Consider the following 16,341-nt stretch of genomic DNA (forward strand, 5'->3'; position numbering starts at 1 on the left):
GACGCCCACGGCCGGCCTGCCCTCACCCCGGCTGAGGCGCACGACCAGCTGACCCCACCCCGGCCGACGCGCACAGCCCGCTTGCCCCACCCCGGCCGACGCGCACAGCCGACTTCCCCCACCCCGGCCGACGCGCAGAGCCAGCCTGCCTCACCACGGCCGACGCCCACGGCCGGCCTGCCCTCACCCCGGCTGACGCGCACGACCAGCTGACCCCACCCCGGCCGACGCGCACAGCCCGCTTGCCCCACCCCGGCCGACGCGCACAGCCGACTTCCCCCACCCCGGCCGACGCCCACAGCCAGCTGACCCCACCCTGGCTGACGCGCAGCCGGTTTGCCCCACCCCGGCCGACCGACCGCGCGAAGCCTGCCGAAACAATGGCCGCATGGACGCCAACCAGCCCGAACTCGGCAAGCAGGTCCGCGCGGCCGACCGCGCGCATGTCTTCCACTCCTGGTCCGCGCAGGACCTGATCGACCCGCTTCCGGTCGCCGGGGCCGAGGGGTCCTACTTCTGGGACTTCGAGGGCAACCGCTACCTGGACTTCTCGTCGCAGCTGGTGAACGTCAACATCGGCCACCAGCACCCGAAGGTCGTCGCGGCGATCCAGGAGCAGGCGGCCAGGCTGTGCACGATCAGCCCGGTCATGGCCAACGACGTGCGCGGCGAGGCTGCCGCCCTGGTCGCCGGGCACGCACCGGACGGGCTGGAGCACGTGCTGTTCACCAACAGCGGCGCCGAGGCCGTGGAGAACGCGATCCGGATGGCGCGGCTGCACACGGGCCGCGTCAAGGTGCTGGCGCCCTACCGCTCGTACCACGGCGCCACCTCGACGGCGATCGCCGCGACCGGCGACCCCCGCCGCATCGCGAACGAGGCAGCGGGCCACGCCGACCCCCACGTCCGGCACTTCTTCGGCCCCTACCTCTACCGCTCGGCGTTCAACGCCACCACCGAAGCCCAGGAGTGCGAACGAGCCCTGGCTCATCTGGAACAGGTCATCACCCTCGAAGGTCCCGCCACGATCGCGGCCCTCATCATGGAGACGGTGGTCGGCGGCTCGGGCCTGCATGTCCCGCCTGACGGCTACCTCGCGGGTGTCCGTGACCTGTGCGACCGGCACGGCATCGTGATGATCGCGGACGAGGTGATGGCGGGCTTCGGCCGCACGGGCGCGTGGTTCGCGCTCGACCACTGGAACGTGACACCCGACCTCATCACCTTCGCCAAGGGCGTCAACTCCGGCTACGTCCCCCTCGGCGGCGTGATCATCTCCGGCCCGATCTTCGACACCTTCCGCGAGCGCCCCTACCCCGGGGGCCTCACCTACTCGGGCCACCCCCTGGCCTGCGCCGCCGCCGTGGCCACGATCCGCGCCATGGAGGACGAGAAGACCGTCGAGAACGCCGCCCACATCGGCACCGACGTCCTGGCCCCCGCCCTACGCGACCTCAAGGCCCGCCACCAGGTCATCGGCGACGTCCGAGGCCTGGGCGTCTTCTGGGCCCTGGAACTGGTCCGCGACCCCGAAACCCGCGAGCCCCTGGTCCCGTACGCCGCAGCCGGCGCCCAGGCCCGCCCCATCCAGCAGCTCGTCTCCGACTGCCGCTCCCAGGGCCTGTGGATCCTCGCCAACGGCAACCGTCTCCACATCACACCCCCCTGCACCGTCACCCCCGAAGAGATCGCCGAAGGCCTCACCGCCATAGACACCGCCCTAACAGCCCTCAACTGACCGAAGGCCCGACGCCCGCCCCTCGCGCAACCCGGACCGCACCGCAGCGCAATGCCGGCCATGCCGGCGCCCGGCCAAGTGCCGGGCACGACGTTCGAGCTGGTGGACGTCGACGGGGACGGCCCATCCGAGGTGCCATCCACTGGACCGTTCGGCGCGGCTGCCGGAGCGCTGCACCGCCCGGCCAGCGGGCCGACCACGCTGAACTGGTCGGCCTGACCGCCGCGCTGGACCGGTCGGCACGAGCGCCGGAGCACTGGACCACCCGGCCTGCAGGCAGGCCACGCAGACGACCAGACGGCCGCACTGGAGCATCGGCGTGGGAGCCGGAAGGCCGGACTGGTCGGGGCTGCGCGTCGACCATGCTGGAGCGGCCGACCTGGCAGTCGCGCTCGAGCCGGGGCGGGGGCACGTGAGCGCCGGGCCGGACGGCCTGCGGGCCGACCGTGCTGGAACGGCCGGCCTGGCAGTGGTGCTGGAGGGGTTGGCGCGGGGGCCGGAGTGCTGGAACGGGTGGGGTGGTCATCGGGTGGGGTCGGTGCTCAGTTCGGAGAGGCGCATGGCCATGGTGCGGTGGACTGCGGGGATGTGGTTGAGGGCGCGGAGGAAGAGGTTGCGGACCTTGCGCTGGGGGGCGTGGCCGAGGGTGGCTACCCGGGTCATGCGGTCGGTGAAGGCGACCACGCCGGCGGCTACGGGGCGGCGGTCGGTCTCGTAGGAGTCGAGGTCGGTTTCGGGCTTGCCGTCGGCGAGGACTGAGGAGAGGCGGGCACCGAGGGCCACGGCGTCCTGGATGCCGGTGTTCATGCCCTGGCCGCCGGCGGGGCTGTGGACGTGGGCGGCGTCGCCCGCGAGGAAGATGCGGTCGGCGCGGTAGTGGTCGGCGAGGCGGTGGTGGACGCGGAAGCGGGAGCTCCACACGACCTCGGTGACCTTCGCGGGGCGCTTGGCGGGGCCGCGCGAGTCCAGGAGGGCCTGGACGTCCTCCAGGGTGGGGTGCTCGGGGGCCTCGTTCACGGTGGCGACGATGCGGTAGTGGCCGCCGGGGAGCGGCGCGACGACGACCAGGCCCTCGGGGGCGAAGTAGAGCATGACCTCGTCGGGGCGCTGGTCCCAGTCCATGCGGACGTCGGCGAGCACGAACGACTCGGCGTAGGTGGCGCCGGTGAAGCCGATGCCTGCCTGCTCGCGGACCTTGCTGTGCATGCCGTCGGCGCCGACGGCGTAGCGGGCGCGGATGGTCTCGCCGGTGCTCATGGTCGCGGTGACGCCGTTGGGGTCCTGGGTCATCTCGGCCAGCTCGTACGGGCGGTGGACCTGGCCGCCGAGCGCGTGCAGGCGGTCCAGCAGAACGGCCTCGGTGACGTTCTGGGGAACCATCAGCGTGTACGGGTAACTGGTCGGGAGGCCGTCGAAGTCGACGGTCAGCAGAGCGCGGTCGCGGTCGCGGACCGTGAAGCGGGGGGTGATGATCCCGCGGCTCACGAGCTCGTCGCTGACCGAGATCGTCTCCAGGACCTCCAGCGTGCGGGCGTGGACCACGGCGGCGCGGGAGGTGTTGGCGCCCTCGGCCTGGCGGTCGACCAGGACGGCGTCCACGCCGCGCTGCCGGAGGGTGGCGGCGAGGGTGAGGCCGACGGGGCCGGCGCCGACGATCAGGACGTCGGTGGTGGTGGGGAGTCGATCTGACATGGCGACCTCCGGTCAACGTTCGTTTGCCAACATCTGTTGGCATTGACGTTAGCGCGCCGGAGTTGGTTTGACAACAGATGTTGGCCTACAGTTGTTGGCATGGCTTTCACGACGCGTTCCGACCAGACCCGGGCGGCGATCCTCGCCGCCGCCCGCCGCCGCTTCGCCGCCGACGGGTTCGAGAAGGCGACGATCCGCGCGATCGCCGGGGACGCGGGCATCGACCCGTCGATGGTGATGCGCTACTACGGCAACAAGGACGGGCTGTTCGCCGCCGCCACCGACATCGACCTGCAGTTCCCCGACCTCACGGTGGTGGACCGCGACCGGATCGGCGAGACGCTGGTGCGGCATTTCGTCGAACGCTGGGAGGGCGGCCTGGCCGACGAGGTGCTGACCGTGCTGTTCCGGTCGGCGATCACGAACGAGACCGCCGCCGACCAGCTGCGTTCGATCTTCGGCTCGCAGGTCGCGGTGGCCGCCGCGGCCGTGGTGGACGACCCGGCGGAGCTGCCCGCGCGGGCCGGGCTGGTCGCGACCCAGGTGCTCGGCACGGCGCTCTGCCGGTACATCCTGCGGCTGCCGCCGGTCGTCGCCATGGACGTGAACACGCTGGTCGCGAGCCTGTCCCCCACCGTCCAGCGCTACCTGACCGAGCCGATGCCCCTCTCCGGTACTACTTCCGCATCCGGGTGAATCCTCCCGAGGAAGGGCACGGCCGAGTGGCGCGGACTTCTAGACTCGCTGCCATGATCTCCCCGTTGAAGCGAACCCTGACCGTGTTGCCCCTCGTGCTTCTGCCGTTCGGTGCGGTCGCGGCATGCGGCGGCGAGAACTCCAAGACCGACTGCAACGCCAACTCCTGCACGGTCACCTTCGATCGCGGCGTGGACGCCAACGCGAGCATCTTCGGCGTGAAGGCCGAGCTGGTCAGCGTGCAGAACGAGACCGTGACGCTCAAGATCGCCGGAGAGCAGGTGACCGTCCCGGTGGGCGACGGTCAGCAGCAGGCCGACGGCTTCAACGTCTCGGTCCAGTCGGTGACCAAGGACAAGGTGACCGTCAAGATCCAGCACAGCTGACCCCGGGCGGGGCGGGGCGGGGGCGTATAGGGTTTCGACCATGCGTTCGATCACGCCCTCCGAGCGGCGCGCCCGGCTGGCCGTGCGGCACCGGCTCGCGGCGTCACAGCGGACCGATGACGCCGCCGGCATCGCCCGTTCACTGGTGGCCCTGCACGCGACCGATCCCGCGACGGTGTTCCTGTCGGTCGCGGCGCGCAGCGTGTCCGCGACGCCCGCGCACGTGGAGAAGGCCCTCTATGAGGACCGGTCGTTGCTGCGCCTGCTGGCGATGCGGCGGACGATGTTCGTGGTACCGGTCGAGCTCGTTCCGGTGCTGCAGGCGTCCTGCGCGGACGCGCTCGCCGTCAAGCAGCGCCGCACGTACGGCAGGCTGATCGAGCAGGCCGGCGTCATCGACGGCGACGTGCAGGGCTGGCTGCGCGACGTCGAGAACGCCACGCACGAGGCACTGCTGGCGCGCGGCGAGGCGACCGGCGCGCAGCTCAGCGCGGACGAGCCGAGGCTGCGCACGCAGGTCGACCCGGCGCCCGGCAAGTCCTATTCGCGCCCGACCAACATCACGACCTGGGTGCTGGTGACGCTCGGCTGCGAGGGCCGGATCGTGCGCGGCCGGCCGAACGGCTCGTGGTCCAGCAGCCAGTACAAGTGGACGCCCATCGAGGCCTGGCTGCCCGGCGGCATCGCCCAGTTGGACGCCGACGAGGCCAAGGCCGAGCTGGTCGGTCAGTGGCTGCGCGCGTTCGGCCCGGCGCCCGCGTCCGACATCAAGTGGTGGACGGGCTGGACGGTCGCCGACGTCAAGAAGGCCCTCGCCCGGCTGGACGTCGCCGAGGTCGACCTGGACGGCACGACCGGCCTCGTCCTCGCCGACGACCTCGACCCGGTCGCCGAGCCCGAGCCCTGGGCGGCGCTGCTGCCCGCGCTCGACCCGACCCCGATGGGCTGGCAGGAACGCGGCTGGTACCTCGGCGAGCACGCCCCGCGCCTGTTCGACCGCAACGGCAACATCGGCCCGACGATCTGGTGGAACGGCCGGATCGTGGGCGGCTGGGCCCAGCGCAAGGACGGCGAGATCGCCACTCAGCTCCTGGAGGACGTCGGGGCCGATGCGATCGCCGCGATCGAGGCCGAGGCGGGCAGGCTGCCCGGATGGTTCGGGGATGTCCGCGCGATCCCTCGCTTTAGGACCCCTCTGGAGCGCGAGCTGGTCTCCTGATCCGCGATGATGGGGGCATGCCCGCTGAACGGATGCTTCCCACCCCCGAAGCCGAGGACCTCATCGCGCTGACCCGCGAGCTCGTCAGCAAGGAGCTGGCGCCGCGCGCCGCGCCTGCCGAGGAGGCCGCCGCGTTCCCGCGCGACATCTTCCGGCTGCTGGGCCGTTCGGGGCTGCTCGGGCTGCCCTACCCGGAGGAGGACGGTGGCGGCGGGCAGCCGTACGAGGTCTACCTCCAGGTGCTGGAGGAGATCGCCTCGGTGTGGGCGTCGGTCGCGGTCGGGCTCAGCGTGCACACGCTGGCCTGCTATCCGCTGTCGGCGTTCGGAGACGAGGAGCAGCGCAAGCAGCTGCCCGAGCTGCTCGGCGGCGAACTGCTCGGCGGGTACGCGCTGTCGGAGGCGCACGCGGGCTCGGACGCCGGCGCGCTCAGCACCCGCGCGGTCGCCGAGGACGACCACTACCTGGTCAACGGCACCAAGACGTGGATCACCCACGGCGGCGAGGCCGACTTCTACGTGCTGTTCGCCCGTACGTCCGACGACGGCGGCAAGGGCATCAGCTGTTTCCTCACCGAGGGCCAGATGCCGGGCCTGACGTTCGGGCCGCCCGAACGCAAGATGGGCCTGACCGGCTCGACCACGGCCCAGCTGCACTTCGACAACGCGCGCGTGCCGGCGGAGTGGCGCCTCGGCGACGAGGGCCAGGGCTTCCCGATCGCGCTGTCGGCGCTGGACTCCGGGCGGCTGGGCATCGCCGCGTGCGCGGTCGGGCTCGCGCAGGGCGCGCTGGACCACGCGGTCCGCTACGCCACCGAACGCGAGCAGTTCGGCCGCCCGATCATCGCCAACCAGGGGCTGGCGTTCCTGCTGGCCGACATGGCCGCCGCCGTCGAGTCGGCGCGCGCCACCTACCTGGACGCCGCCCGCCGCAAGGACCGCGGGCTGCCGTTCGGCCGCCAGGCCTCGATCGCCAAGCTGGTCGCCACCGACGCCGCGATGAAGGTGACGATCGACGCCGTCCAGGTGCTCGGCGGCTACGGCTACACCCGCGACTTCCCGGTGGAGCGCTACATGCGCGAGGCCAAGGTCATGCAGATCTTCGAGGGCACCAACCAGATCCAGCGCATGGTCATCGGCCGCCACCTCGCCAAGAGCGTCGCCAAGTAACCGAGCCCCGCCGAGCAACCGAGCCCCGCCGAGCAACCGAGCCCCGCCGAGCAACCGAGCCCCGCCGAGCAACTAAGCGCCGCCGAGCAACTGAGCGCCGCCGAGTAACACCTCAGCTGAGCTTCACCACGGCCGGGTGAACGTCAGCCGGCCGCCTGTACTCGGGCGTTGGTGAGCAGGTAGGTGATCGAGCGGCCGTACTCCTCGCGTACGCGGGGCTTGTCAGGCTCGGGCGTCTCCGACAGCGCCATGCCGGCCGCGCCGAGGATGTGGAACGTGATGCGGGCGGTCGCCTCCAGCGGCAGCAGTTCCGGCAGGTCCCCGCTGTCGACGAGGCTCTTGATGATGCCCTCGATCAGGCCGAGCGCGTATTTCTGCTCGCATTCCTTCCAGCGCTCCCAGCCCAGAGCGAGGGGCGCCTCCTGCCAGACGATGCGGCCGTAGACCGGGTCGCAGCACACGTCCAGGAACGAGCTCAGCGCCGCCTGCCCCGCCTCCCAGGGATCCTCCTGGTTCGCGGCCGCCTCCATGGACAGGCGGATCGTCTCGACCTCCAGCGCGTCGAAAACGGCCTCGAACAGGGCCGTCTTGTTGGCGAAGTGGTGGTAGACCGCGCCTCGGGTGGCCTGGATGTCGGAGGCGACGTCCTCCAGCGACGTGCCGGCGAAGCCGCGCTCGGCGAAGCGCCGGGTCGCGGCCTCCAGCAGCGCGGCCTTGGTCGCCTCGGAGTACTGCTCCCGGCGGCTCTTGACAGGTGACATGCACGGAGTATACGAACATACACAGCGTATGTCTCCAACGCAGAGTAGGTGTTCACCGTGTCGCACCTGAGCTCGTGTCCGCTCTTCTCCCTCCCCCGGCCCTCCACCACCTGAGAGGCTTCCGATGACCGAGATCCCGCTCGAGACAGAACTGCTGTTCAACCCGTTCGAGCCCGGCTTCACCGACGACCCGTACCCGACGTACCGGCGCATGCGCGAGACCGATCCGGTGCACGAGCACCCGTTCGGGCTCTGGATCCTGACCGGTTACGAGGAGGTGGCGCAGGTCCTGCGCTCGGACCTGTCGGTCGACGTCGGCCGGGTGACCTCCGGCGCGTTCCGCGAGCAGAGCGACGAGCTCGCCAGCAGCGGCCTGGACGTGCTCACGCTGTCGATGCTGGATCGCGACCCGCCCGACCACACCCGGCTGCGCTCGCTGGTGGCCAAGGTGTTCACCCCGCGCAAGGTCTCCGCGCTCGAACCGGAGGTCACCGAGCTGGTGGACGCCGCGCTCGACGAGATCGCCGAGGCCGGGCGCGCCGACCTGGTTCCGGCGCTGGCCTTCCCGCTGCCGTTCACCGTGATCTCGCGGATGCTCGGCATGCCGCCGACCGACAGCGAGCGCGTCCGCGAGCTGAGCGGCCTGCTGGTCCGCTCGCTGGAGCCGGTGAACGGGCCGGAGATGCTCGCCTCGATCGCCGAGGCCGGCGTCGAGATGACCGCGATCATTCGGGAGCTGATCGCGTGGAAGCGCAAGCGTCCGGCCAACGACCTGCTGAGCTCGCTCATCATGGCCGAGCACGAGGGCAGCCGGCTGACCGACGACGAGCTGGTCGCGCAGGTCACGCTGCTGTACGTCGCCGGTCACGAGACCACCGTCAACCTGATCGCCAACGGCGTCGTCGCGTTGCTGCGCGCGCCCGAGCAGCTGGCGATGCTGCGCGAGCGCCCGGACCTGGCCGACAACGCGGTCGAGGAGTTCCTGCGCTACGACTCGCCGGTGCAGCAGACCCGGCGGGTCACGACCCGGCCGTACACGGTGCGCGACCGGGAGATCCCGCCCGGCACGTTCGTGGTGGCGGCGCTGGCCTCGGCCAACCGCGACGAGAACTACTGGGGTCCGGACGCCGACCGGCTGAGGATCGACCGCGACAACGCCCGGGCGCACGTCTCGTTCAGCGTGGGCCGCCACCACTGCCTCGGCTCGGCGCTCGCCCGGCTGGAGGGCCGGGTCGCGATCGAACGGCTCGTACGGCGGTTCCCCGGCCTCGCCCCCGACGGTGAGGTCGAGTGGAACGGCCGCATCAACCTGCGCGGACCCGAGCGCCTCCCCATCTCGGTCTGACCTCGATCCCGGCCTGACCTCGATCCCGGTCTGACCTCGCATACTCCCCCGGTCAGGTCGCGACGCGTTCGGTGAACGTGCCGTGGAAGCTGATCGGGACGTGGAACGGGAGCCAGGCCTCCGCCACCGGGCCGTCGGGGAGATGGGCGGCATCGAAGACCATCAGCCGGCTGCGGTGCTCAGAAGCGCTGTAGCCGACGGTCAGGATCCACCCGTCGTCCTCGGCGGCGTCCGGTGAGCGGGGCACGAAGACCGGCTCGATCAGCCCGTCGTCGGCGGTGATGTAGGTGTCGGCGGCGCCGGTGCGGTGGTCGAAGCGGGCGATGCCGAAGCCGGGGCCGAGCGGCGCGCTCACCCCGTCGGTCCGCGCGATGGAGTACGACCAGCGATAGTCCTTGGTGGACCGGCGCTGGTCGAACTGCGGCGCCTCGCACAGCGCGTCGCTGATCTGCTCGGTGGTGACCTTGCCGGTGGCGCCGATCCGGTAGCGGGTCAGCGTGCCGCCCGCCGCGGGCGCCGAACGTGGGTCGGCGAAGAACGCCATGGCCGTGTGGAACGTCTCGGGCGCGTACCGGGGCAGGTCCACCACGACCTCGTCGCCAGACGCGCCCGCCACCTCGAAGGCGTTGGCGAAATGAACCATGAAGAACGGGTCGGTCTCCACGACCCGCACCGGTCCCACGGCGCGCGGCGCTAGCAGGAAGTAGCTCGGCGCGTTCCGGACGAAGTGCATCGCGTCGAGCATCGGGGACGTGCCGGCGGCGATCGGGAGCGGATCGATGCGCCAGGGCGTGGCGGCGAAGATGGCGTAGTTGCGGGTCAGCGCCATGTCGTGGATGTAGCACATGGCGGGCAGCGGCACCGAGCGCAGGTAGCGGGTGGTGCCCGCGCGGTCGGTCTCGTACAGCCGCAGCCGGACCCTGGGCCGCGCCTCGCCGACCTGCTCGCGCATCCGGCGGAGCCGTTCGGCGGGCGTCGCCGCCTCGCGCACCCACCGCAGGTCCAGGCGCGGGAGGTACGGGTCGAACCCGAAGTTGACCACCGACCCGGTGTGCGGGTCCTGGACGTAGTGCGCGGAGTAGGCGCCGAGCAGGCCCTTGAGCGTGCCCCCGAGGTTGGTCTGGCCGAGTGTCTCCAGCGAGTCGAGGTCCAGCACGTACGGCCGCCCGGCCTCCCACAGCGCCAGCAGCCGCTGGTTGTGCACGAGCACGCTGGTGTTGGCGGTGTTGGCCGGGCCGCGCAGGGCGTTGGCGGCGACGCCGCCGGGCCGCTGCTGCCCGAGGCCGCGCGTGGTCATGCGGCCCGCCCGCTCGCCCCGCACGTACTGCTTGGTCCGGACGAACCGGTTGCGGAACCGCACGCCCTGCCCGTCCAGGGCGAACGCGCTGATCATGCCGTCGGTGTCGAAGAGGCAGTCGACGGCGGTCGAGCCGATGTCCCAGCGGCCGGAGCCGTTGCGGTAGAGGGTGCCCGTCAGTCCGGCGGGCAGCCTGCCGGTGATCTCGGTGACGGCGAGGTCGAACTCGCCCTGAATCGGTGCCCAGTGTCGGCCGGGCGCGGCGGTGAGGACCATAAAAGACAGGCTGTACTTTTTGCTGACCCGATGTCAACCCTCGGCGCCCTAGCATTGGCCGGGTGACAGAGGGAGGAGCGCCCGCCAGGGGGCGCGGCCGGCCCCGCGGGCCGGGCGTGGACGCCGCGCGGCGGCGGGAGGAGCTGCTGGACGCGGCCGAACGGGCCATCGGCGCGATGGGCACGAGCGTGTCGCTGGCCGAGGTCGCCCGCGAGGCGGGGTACGCGCGTTCGGCGGTCTACGCCGCGTTCTCCGGCAAGGCCGAGGTGCTCGCCGCGCTGAGCGAACGGCACGCCGGGATCATCCTGCTGGAGATGTTCGGCCGGGCGACGGGCGAGCGCGAGCCGAAGTCGCAGTTCGCCGCGATCCTCGACGTGCTGTTCGCCTGGGCCGAGGAACGGCCGCAGCTGTACTGGGCACTGATCCGCCCGCTGAACGAGGACGACACCGGACCGGGCCTGTTCGACCTGCTCGCGGGCGCCATCGAGACGATGCTCGGACCGGCGCAGGCCGCCGCGGGCCGCGACGCCGAGATGGCCGCGCCCGGCGCGCGGGCGATGATGGGCTCGGCGATCGCCGCGATCGAGTGGTGGCTGCGCGGCGGAACGGCCATGCCCCGCGCCCAGCTGGTCGGCTACCTCTCCGACCTGGCCTGGCACGGCGGCGCCGGGCTGCCGGACGGCTGGATGGGCATCTCGGTCTCAGGCGAGCCCAAGACGTGAAGCGGCGCTGAGACACGACACCAAGCGTGAAGCGGCGGGGACGGATCGCTCCGTCCCCGCCGCGTTCATCCCGCTAATGCGTCGCGAGCGTCGTCCCCGTTAGAACCAGGACGTGCTCTTCGGCGCGGTCAGCGTGGCCTTGCACGTGCCCGTGCAGCCCGCGTTCACGGCGCCCGGCGGCGGCGTGATCGCGCCCATGATCTCGATCGGGCTGGTGAACCCCTTCGGCGGCTTGCAGCTCACCTGAAGAACCACCTTGCCGCCCGGCGCGACGTCGATCGTCGTGTCCAGGTTGCCCTTGATCGGCAGGACGTACTTGTCCTTGGTGACGATCGGCTTCGGGCACCGGCTGCCGCCGGTCGCCTTGCAGGCCCACGGCACCTTGGTCCACTTGTCGGGCAGGTGCACGTTCACCACGGCGTCCTTGGCCAGGTCCGGCCCGTCGTTGGTGACGGTCACGGTGTAGGTGAACGGCTGCTCGGCCTTGTACTGCCTGGGCGAGGCGTCCACGTGGATCTTCAGGCCGGTGCGGGCCTCCTTGTTCGGCTTGGCCACCGTCACCGGCTCCACGGCCTCGTTGTCGGACTCGTCGGCGTCGCCCGGGACGGTGATCTTGCCCTGGGCCTCCACGACGGCGCCCGCGGCGTCGTCGGGGAAGGCGACCTCCACCGTCACCGGCGGGTAGGTCTTGCCCGGCTTCAGCGCGTCGTCGCCCATGCCGCGGCGCGTGCAGGTGGCGCGCTTGCCGTCCACCTTGCAGCGCCAGCCGTCGCCGCGCGCCAGCTTGATCGTGCCGACGGACGGCGCGTCGAAGGTGGCGGTGACGGTGCCGTCGGTCGGCCCGGCGTGGCTGTCGTTCCGCACGGTCAGGTGGTACGGGGTGACGCCGCCCGGCACCGGGTCGCCGTCGTGGGTGATCGACAGCGACACCGACGGGTCCTTGCCCACCGGCGGCGTGACGATCTGCCCGATGATCTGGACGGCCAGCTTGGCCGCCGGGTCCTCGCCGGGCGCCTGGCCCGGGGTGGTCGCCTTGGCGATCGAGTTCAGCAGGCCGGTGGCGGCGCCGCCGGCGGTGTACCTGATCGTGATCGGCGGGGCGGACGCGCCCGGCTCCAGCACGTCGGGCCGCTTGCAGGTGACCAGGTCGCCCGCGACGTCGCAGGACCAGCCGTCACCGCTCGCCCGGTCCACCTTGAGCCCGGCGGCGATCTTGTAGGTGGCGGTCACGGTGCCGTCGGTGGCCGCGGCGGCCGCCGCGTTGGACACCTCGAGCTGGGCGCTGCCCGCGCCGCCCGCCCTCACCTGGAGGTCACCGGTCAGCTTCACCGACAGGTTCGGGTCCAGGCTCGCCGCGCGGAAGCCGGAGATCTCGTGGTAGCTGGTGTAGGCGCCGGTGGACGCCGACCAGCCGAGCTTCAGCGTGTCCGGCAGCTTGGGCTGGCCCTTGATGCCGTCCAGGTCGAAGTCCTTGATGAGCTTGCGGCTGCCCTTGCCGTCGTTGAAGTCCATCGACAGCGACAGGAAGTTGGCCGGGCTCACGGCGATGCTCACGTGCCGCTTGGCCGACTGCCGGGACTTGGCGTCCGGGGCGTCGAGCGAGGCGGGCGCCTTCACACCGGTGATGTAGCGGTACCCGGTCGACTCCGCGCCGCGCACGCCGATGTTGTCGGGCGTGAACTTGGAGTTCTCCGTCGCGCCGCCGATCTTGGTGGCGAAGTTGCCGAACTGGTCGAACCCGAAGCCCATGACGGCGCCCTTGATGCCCTTGTAGCCGAGCGCGCCGCCGATCTCGCCGGCGGTCACCTCCTTCTGGGCACCGTCGAGCAGGTAGAAGGCGATCCCGTCGGCCGCCTTCTTGGTCGACTGGTCGTACATGTACATGTCGAAGTCGAGCCGCAGGCCCTTCTTCGTGGTGAGCGGCTTGGTCAGCACCAGCCCACCGGCGTCCTTCTTGGAGTTGTCGGTCAACTGGAAGACGCCCTCACCGGGCGGGTCGGCCTTGGACCTCCCGGACTTGACCGCGTTGCACGCCTTGAGCGAGCCCGCGGGCGGGTCGGTCGCCGCGGTGAGACACGGCGTGTGCGAGCCTCGCGGGCTCGGCGCCGCCCACATTCCCGGCGTGGTCGAGGACCCGGAGAAGGACTCGGAGACCAGCTCCTCGCGGGCGGCGGCACCGGCGGTGCCCGCCTGCGGCACGGCGACCAGCGCCGCCGCGGCGACGGCGATCGCCGTACCTGCAATCCGAGCGTGCGGCCCCCGTGGGCGCACGCGTCTCTGATAAGTCATCTAACCCCCCGAATGGCGTTTACCCCATAGCAAATTGCCATCCGCACGGGCGGACAACCCCAATGAGCGGACTGCGAAGGATAAAGAGCATTCAGCAATCCGCCAAACAATCGGGTGAAACGGGTCGAGTCGCCTGCCAATGGCAAGAACCTGCTGTGCGCCATGCGGCACTAGGAAGGATAGAAAAACCATGAATGCAAATACACACCACAATTCCGGGCGATCACGACCGACCGGTCGGCGAACCGGCCCGTCCGCCGGCCGGTCCGCCGGCCGCTCGGCCGCGCGGGCGGCGGGGCTGTTCGGCGGGGCCGCGGCGGTGGCCGTCCTCGCCGCGCCGGCCGCCCTCGCCGACGCCGGCGGGATGGACCCGGCGTTCGGCTCGGACAACGTGGTCTCGGGCCAGGTCGTCACCGCGTTCAGCAAGCAGAAGGACGCGGTGTACGCGCTGGCGGTGCAGAAGGACGGCAAGATCCTCGCCGTCGGTGACAGCGGCTCGGGCCTCGCCCTGGCCCGCTACTGCCCCGACGGGCGGCTGGACCCCGCGTTCGGCACGGGTGGCAAGCGGGTGTCGGCGATCGGCAAGCTGGCCGAGGGCCGCGCGGTCGCCGTGCAGCCCGACGGGAAGATCGTGGTCGCCGGTTACAGCGTCGAGCCCGGCGTCGGCAGCAACTTCGCCCTGCAGCGCTTCCTGCCGAACGGCCAGAGCGACCGCACGTTCGGCTACGGCGGCCGGGTGGTCGACCGGATCAGCGGCCAGGCCGACGCCGCCTACGCGGTCGCGGTGCAGCCGGACGGCAAGATCGTGGCCGTCGGCACCAGCGGCAAGGCGGTCGCCGTCGCCCGCTACGGCACCGACGGCAAGCGCGACGCCTCGTTCGGCAAGGGCGGCTCGGTGGTCTCCAAGCTGGGGGCCTCCGACCGCGGCAGCGCGGTCGCCCTGCAGCCCGACGGGAAGATCGTGGTCGCCGGGTCCAGTTCCGGCAAGGTCGGCGCCGCCTTCCTGGTCGCCCGCTACACGCCCGCGGGCGTGCTGGACCAGGGCTTCGGCAAGAAGGGCGCCGCGGCGATCGACTTCAAGACCACCTCGGGCACCGCGCACGGTGTCGCGTTGCAGAAGAACGGCAAGATCGTGGCGGCCGGGACCGTGGACGGCCACATCGCCGCGGCCCGCTACACCGCCGACGGCAGGGCCGACGCCACGTTCGGCGACCAGGGCCGCGTGGTCACCCAGATCGGCTCGGCCTCGCAGGGCCGCGCGGTCGCCGTGCAGCCCGACGACAAGGTCGTGGTGTCGGGGTTCACCACGGCGGCCGACACCGGCGACAGCGTCGCGGTCGTGCGCTACGACGCCGACGGCGACCCCGACACCGGCTTCGGCAAGAACGGCGTCGCCATCAGCGACTTCGGCTCGCCGTCGGACCGCGGCCACGCGGTGGCCCTGCAGGCGGACGGCAACATCGTGGTCGGCGGCCGCAGCCACGACCCGGTGAACGGCGACAGCTTCGCCCTGGTCCGCTTCCTGGGTGCCTGACCCGCCTGCGACCGACCGGCTCGGAGACGCACCGAGGGGCGGCGGCCGTCACGGCCGCCGCCCCTCGTCGTGGCGCTTCGAACAGCGCTGAATTCGAACAGTGCTGAAGAGATGCTCAGCGCCGCCGGTCCTCGGCGCAGGGCAGGTCCACGTCCACGGTCTCCGGGTACACGGCCTTGGACGGGTCGAGCACCTGCGGCGGCAGGTTCTTGCGGTGGTCCACCGTCGGCTGCCACTTCTCGATGACGACCAGCGGCTGGCTGTTCGGGTGCTTGGCGTCGACGAACTCGACCGGGCCCGGCGTGCGGTAGGGCGCGTTCTTCGGCGGGAACGAGCTGAGATGGCCGCTGTCCACCTGGATGGTGGCCTTGTTGATCAGCTCGACGTCCGGGAACTTCTCGCACTTGACCTTGACGTTGAAGTTCATCCGCTGGCGCACCGGGAAGAAGAACGCGAGCAGCTCCTCGAAGATCGAGAGCGGGTTCTTCACGAAGTTCCCGATGATGGTCGGCCAGTTGAGCGGGTTCACGATCCGGATGAACTGGCCGATGATCTGCTCGGTGTCGATCGGCAGGATGAAGCTCGGCTCCACCTTGCGGTTGCCGTCGTGGTCAACGGTGATCTTGCCGACCAGCTCGGCGATGCCCATCGAGATGTGCTCGCCCGGGTGCAGGATCACGTTGAAGACCTGCTGGATCAGGTTGTCCTGGCCGCCGCCGATGCCGACGCCGACGCCGCCCTCCATCCGGATGGTCTCGCGCTGCTTGTCGCTCTGCAGGTTGGCGGCCCCCAGGGTGGCGAAGTTCAGCACCGCCTCCGGGGTGATGCACAGGCACCGCTGGAACACGCCGAAGATCCGCTTGAGCGCCTCGGACAGGAACGCGCCGGGCTCGGTGGGCATCGGCAGTTCGGCGAAGCCGTACCCCGGGATGTAGGGCCGGTTGGCCAGCTCCGGGTAGTACTTCACGTACGGGTTGCCGGGAATGGCACCCGCCCAGGTGAAGCCGGTCGGGGCCAGCAGGCCCGAGCCACCGGGCGCCGCGGCCATCGCCGGGGTGGGCGTGAGCCCACCGCCCGCCACCGCGGCGGCACCGGCCGCGCCCGCGGCGGCCGCCCCGGCCAGAAAGCGCCGCCGGTCCGCATGCGGACCGGCGTTTTCCCCACGATTGTCGCCGTCGGGATTTTTGTCCGTATTGGACTTGTCTGTATTGGACATT

General features: G+C 71.4%; 14 protein-coding genes. 9 read left to right on the forward strand and 5 right to left on the reverse strand.

Translation table 11 applies throughout. From position 1 onward, the window contains the following. Positions 1–388: 388 nt before the first annotated feature. Entirely contained in the window at positions 389–1,738 is a 1,350-nt protein-coding gene (locus tag J4573_RS52405; protein WP_208264004.1) for an aspartate aminotransferase family protein, read from the forward strand. A gap of 51 nt (positions 1,739–1,789) precedes the next feature. Beyond that, a complete protein-coding gene (locus tag J4573_RS52410; RefSeq protein ID WP_208264005.1) occupies positions 1,790–1,957 on the forward strand; it encodes a hypothetical protein in 168 nt (55 codons plus the stop codon). A gap of 303 nt (positions 1,958–2,260) precedes the next feature. Here J4573_RS52410 and J4573_RS52415 read toward each other — a convergent pair whose 3' ends face one another. Beyond that, positions 2,261–3,430, reverse strand: a complete 1,170-nt coding sequence (locus J4573_RS52415; RefSeq protein WP_208264006.1) for an FAD-dependent monooxygenase — start codon at positions 3,428–3,430, stop codon at positions 2,261–2,263. Between the two features lie 99 nt (positions 3,431–3,529). Between J4573_RS52415 and J4573_RS52420 the strand changes: the two genes are divergently transcribed. Genes J4573_RS52420 through J4573_RS52435 form a run of 4 tightly spaced genes read left to right on the forward strand, consistent with a single transcriptional unit; the run spans position 3,530 to position 6,900 of the window. Continuing rightward, entirely contained in the window at positions 3,530–4,126 is a 597-nt protein-coding gene (locus J4573_RS52420; protein WP_208264007.1) for a TetR/AcrR family transcriptional regulator, read from the forward strand. A gap of 53 nt (positions 4,127–4,179) precedes the next feature. Beyond that, positions 4,180–4,512 (forward strand): hypothetical protein, encoded by a 333-nt coding sequence (locus tag J4573_RS52425; protein WP_208264008.1) that lies wholly within the window; start codon positions 4,180–4,182, stop codon positions 4,510–4,512. A 40-nt stretch (positions 4,513–4,552) separates the two neighbouring features. Next, positions 4,553–5,731 (forward strand): winged helix DNA-binding domain-containing protein, encoded by a 1,179-nt coding sequence (locus J4573_RS52430; protein ID WP_208264009.1) that lies wholly within the window; start codon positions 4,553–4,555, stop codon positions 5,729–5,731. A 17-nt stretch (positions 5,732–5,748) separates the two neighbouring features. Continuing rightward, positions 5,749–6,900, forward strand: a complete 1,152-nt coding sequence (locus tag J4573_RS52435; RefSeq protein ID WP_208264010.1) for an acyl-CoA dehydrogenase family protein — start codon at positions 5,749–5,751, stop codon at positions 6,898–6,900. 143 nt (positions 6,901–7,043) lie between these two features. Here J4573_RS52435 and J4573_RS52440 read toward each other — a convergent pair whose 3' ends face one another. Further along, on the reverse strand, positions 7,044–7,661 hold the full coding sequence (locus tag J4573_RS52440; RefSeq protein WP_208264011.1) for a TetR/AcrR family transcriptional regulator: 618 nt from the start codon (positions 7,659–7,661) through the stop codon (positions 7,044–7,046). A gap of 124 nt (positions 7,662–7,785) precedes the next feature. Here J4573_RS52440 and J4573_RS52445 point away from each other — a divergent pair, with 124 nt between their 5' ends. Further along, complete coding sequence (locus tag J4573_RS52445) at positions 7,786–9,006, forward strand: cytochrome P450 (RefSeq protein WP_243775015.1); 1,221 nt, start codon at positions 7,786–7,788, stop codon at positions 9,004–9,006. Between the two features lie 52 nt (positions 9,007–9,058). Here the strand turns inward: J4573_RS52445 and J4573_RS52450 are convergent, their stop codons facing one another. Continuing rightward, positions 9,059–10,579 (reverse strand): carotenoid oxygenase family protein, encoded by a 1,521-nt coding sequence (locus J4573_RS52450; RefSeq protein WP_208264012.1) that lies wholly within the window; start codon positions 10,577–10,579, stop codon positions 9,059–9,061. Between the two features lie 62 nt (positions 10,580–10,641). Between J4573_RS52450 and J4573_RS52455 the strand changes: the two genes are divergently transcribed. Continuing rightward, a complete protein-coding gene (locus J4573_RS52455; protein WP_208264013.1) occupies positions 10,642–11,301 on the forward strand; it encodes a TetR/AcrR family transcriptional regulator in 660 nt (219 codons plus the stop codon). A 99-nt stretch (positions 11,302–11,400) separates the two neighbouring features. Here J4573_RS52455 and J4573_RS52460 read toward each other — a convergent pair whose 3' ends face one another. Continuing rightward, positions 11,401–13,572: a lectin-like domain-containing protein gene (locus tag J4573_RS52460; protein ID WP_208264014.1), complete on the reverse strand. Its 2,172-nt coding sequence runs from the start codon at positions 13,570–13,572 to the stop codon at positions 11,401–11,403. A 208-nt stretch (positions 13,573–13,780) separates the two neighbouring features. Between J4573_RS52460 and J4573_RS52465 the strand changes: the two genes are divergently transcribed. Next, on the forward strand, positions 13,781–15,124 hold the full coding sequence (locus J4573_RS52465; RefSeq protein ID WP_208264015.1) for a delta-60 repeat domain-containing protein: 1,344 nt from the start codon (positions 13,781–13,783) through the stop codon (positions 15,122–15,124). Between the two features lie 115 nt (positions 15,125–15,239). On the opposite strand, the gene J4573_RS52470 is transcribed toward J4573_RS52465, so the two are convergent. Next, the gene (locus J4573_RS52470; RefSeq protein WP_208264016.1) at positions 15,240–16,340 is read right to left on the reverse strand and encodes a hypothetical protein; all 1,101 of its coding nucleotides are present in this window, start codon (positions 16,338–16,340) and stop codon (positions 15,240–15,242) included. Position 16,341 lies beyond the last annotated feature (1 nt).

Origin of the sequence: Actinomadura barringtoniae, assembly GCF_017573505.1 — a bacterium.
Lineage (GTDB): Bacteria > Actinomycetota > Actinomycetes > Streptosporangiales > Streptosporangiaceae > Spirillospora > Spirillospora barringtoniae.

Excerpts from the sequence above, each read along its gene's own strand:
- J4573_RS52405 (WP_208264004.1), top strand. The coding sequence starts at position 389 with ATGGACGCCAACCAGCCCGAACTCGGCAAGCAGGTCCGCGCGGCCGAC.
- J4573_RS52410 (WP_208264005.1), top strand. The coding sequence starts at position 1,790 with ATGCCGGCCATGCCGGCGCCCGGCCAAGTGCCGGGCACGACGTTCGAG.
- J4573_RS52415 (WP_208264006.1), bottom strand. The coding sequence starts at position 3,430 with ATGTCAGATCGACTCCCCACCACCACCGACGTCCTGATCGTCGGCGCC.
- J4573_RS52420 (WP_208264007.1), top strand. The coding sequence starts at position 3,530 with ATGGCTTTCACGACGCGTTCCGACCAGACCCGGGCGGCGATCCTCGCC.
- J4573_RS52425 (WP_208264008.1), top strand. The coding sequence starts at position 4,180 with ATGATCTCCCCGTTGAAGCGAACCCTGACCGTGTTGCCCCTCGTGCTT.
- J4573_RS52430 (WP_208264009.1), top strand. The coding sequence starts at position 4,553 with ATGCGTTCGATCACGCCCTCCGAGCGGCGCGCCCGGCTGGCCGTGCGG.
- J4573_RS52435 (WP_208264010.1), top strand. The coding sequence starts at position 5,749 with ATGCCCGCTGAACGGATGCTTCCCACCCCCGAAGCCGAGGACCTCATC.
- J4573_RS52440 (WP_208264011.1), bottom strand. The coding sequence starts at position 7,661 with ATGTCACCTGTCAAGAGCCGCCGGGAGCAGTACTCCGAGGCGACCAAG.
- J4573_RS52445 (WP_243775015.1), top strand. The coding sequence starts at position 7,786 with ATGACCGAGATCCCGCTCGAGACAGAACTGCTGTTCAACCCGTTCGAG.
- J4573_RS52450 (WP_208264012.1), bottom strand. The coding sequence starts at position 10,579 with ATGGTCCTCACCGCCGCGCCCGGCCGACACTGGGCACCGATTCAGGGC.
- J4573_RS52465 (WP_208264015.1), top strand. The coding sequence starts at position 13,781 with ATGAATGCAAATACACACCACAATTCCGGGCGATCACGACCGACCGGT.
- J4573_RS52470 (WP_208264016.1), bottom strand. The coding sequence starts at position 16,340 with ATGTCCAATACAGACAAGTCCAATACGGACAAAAATCCCGACGGCGAC.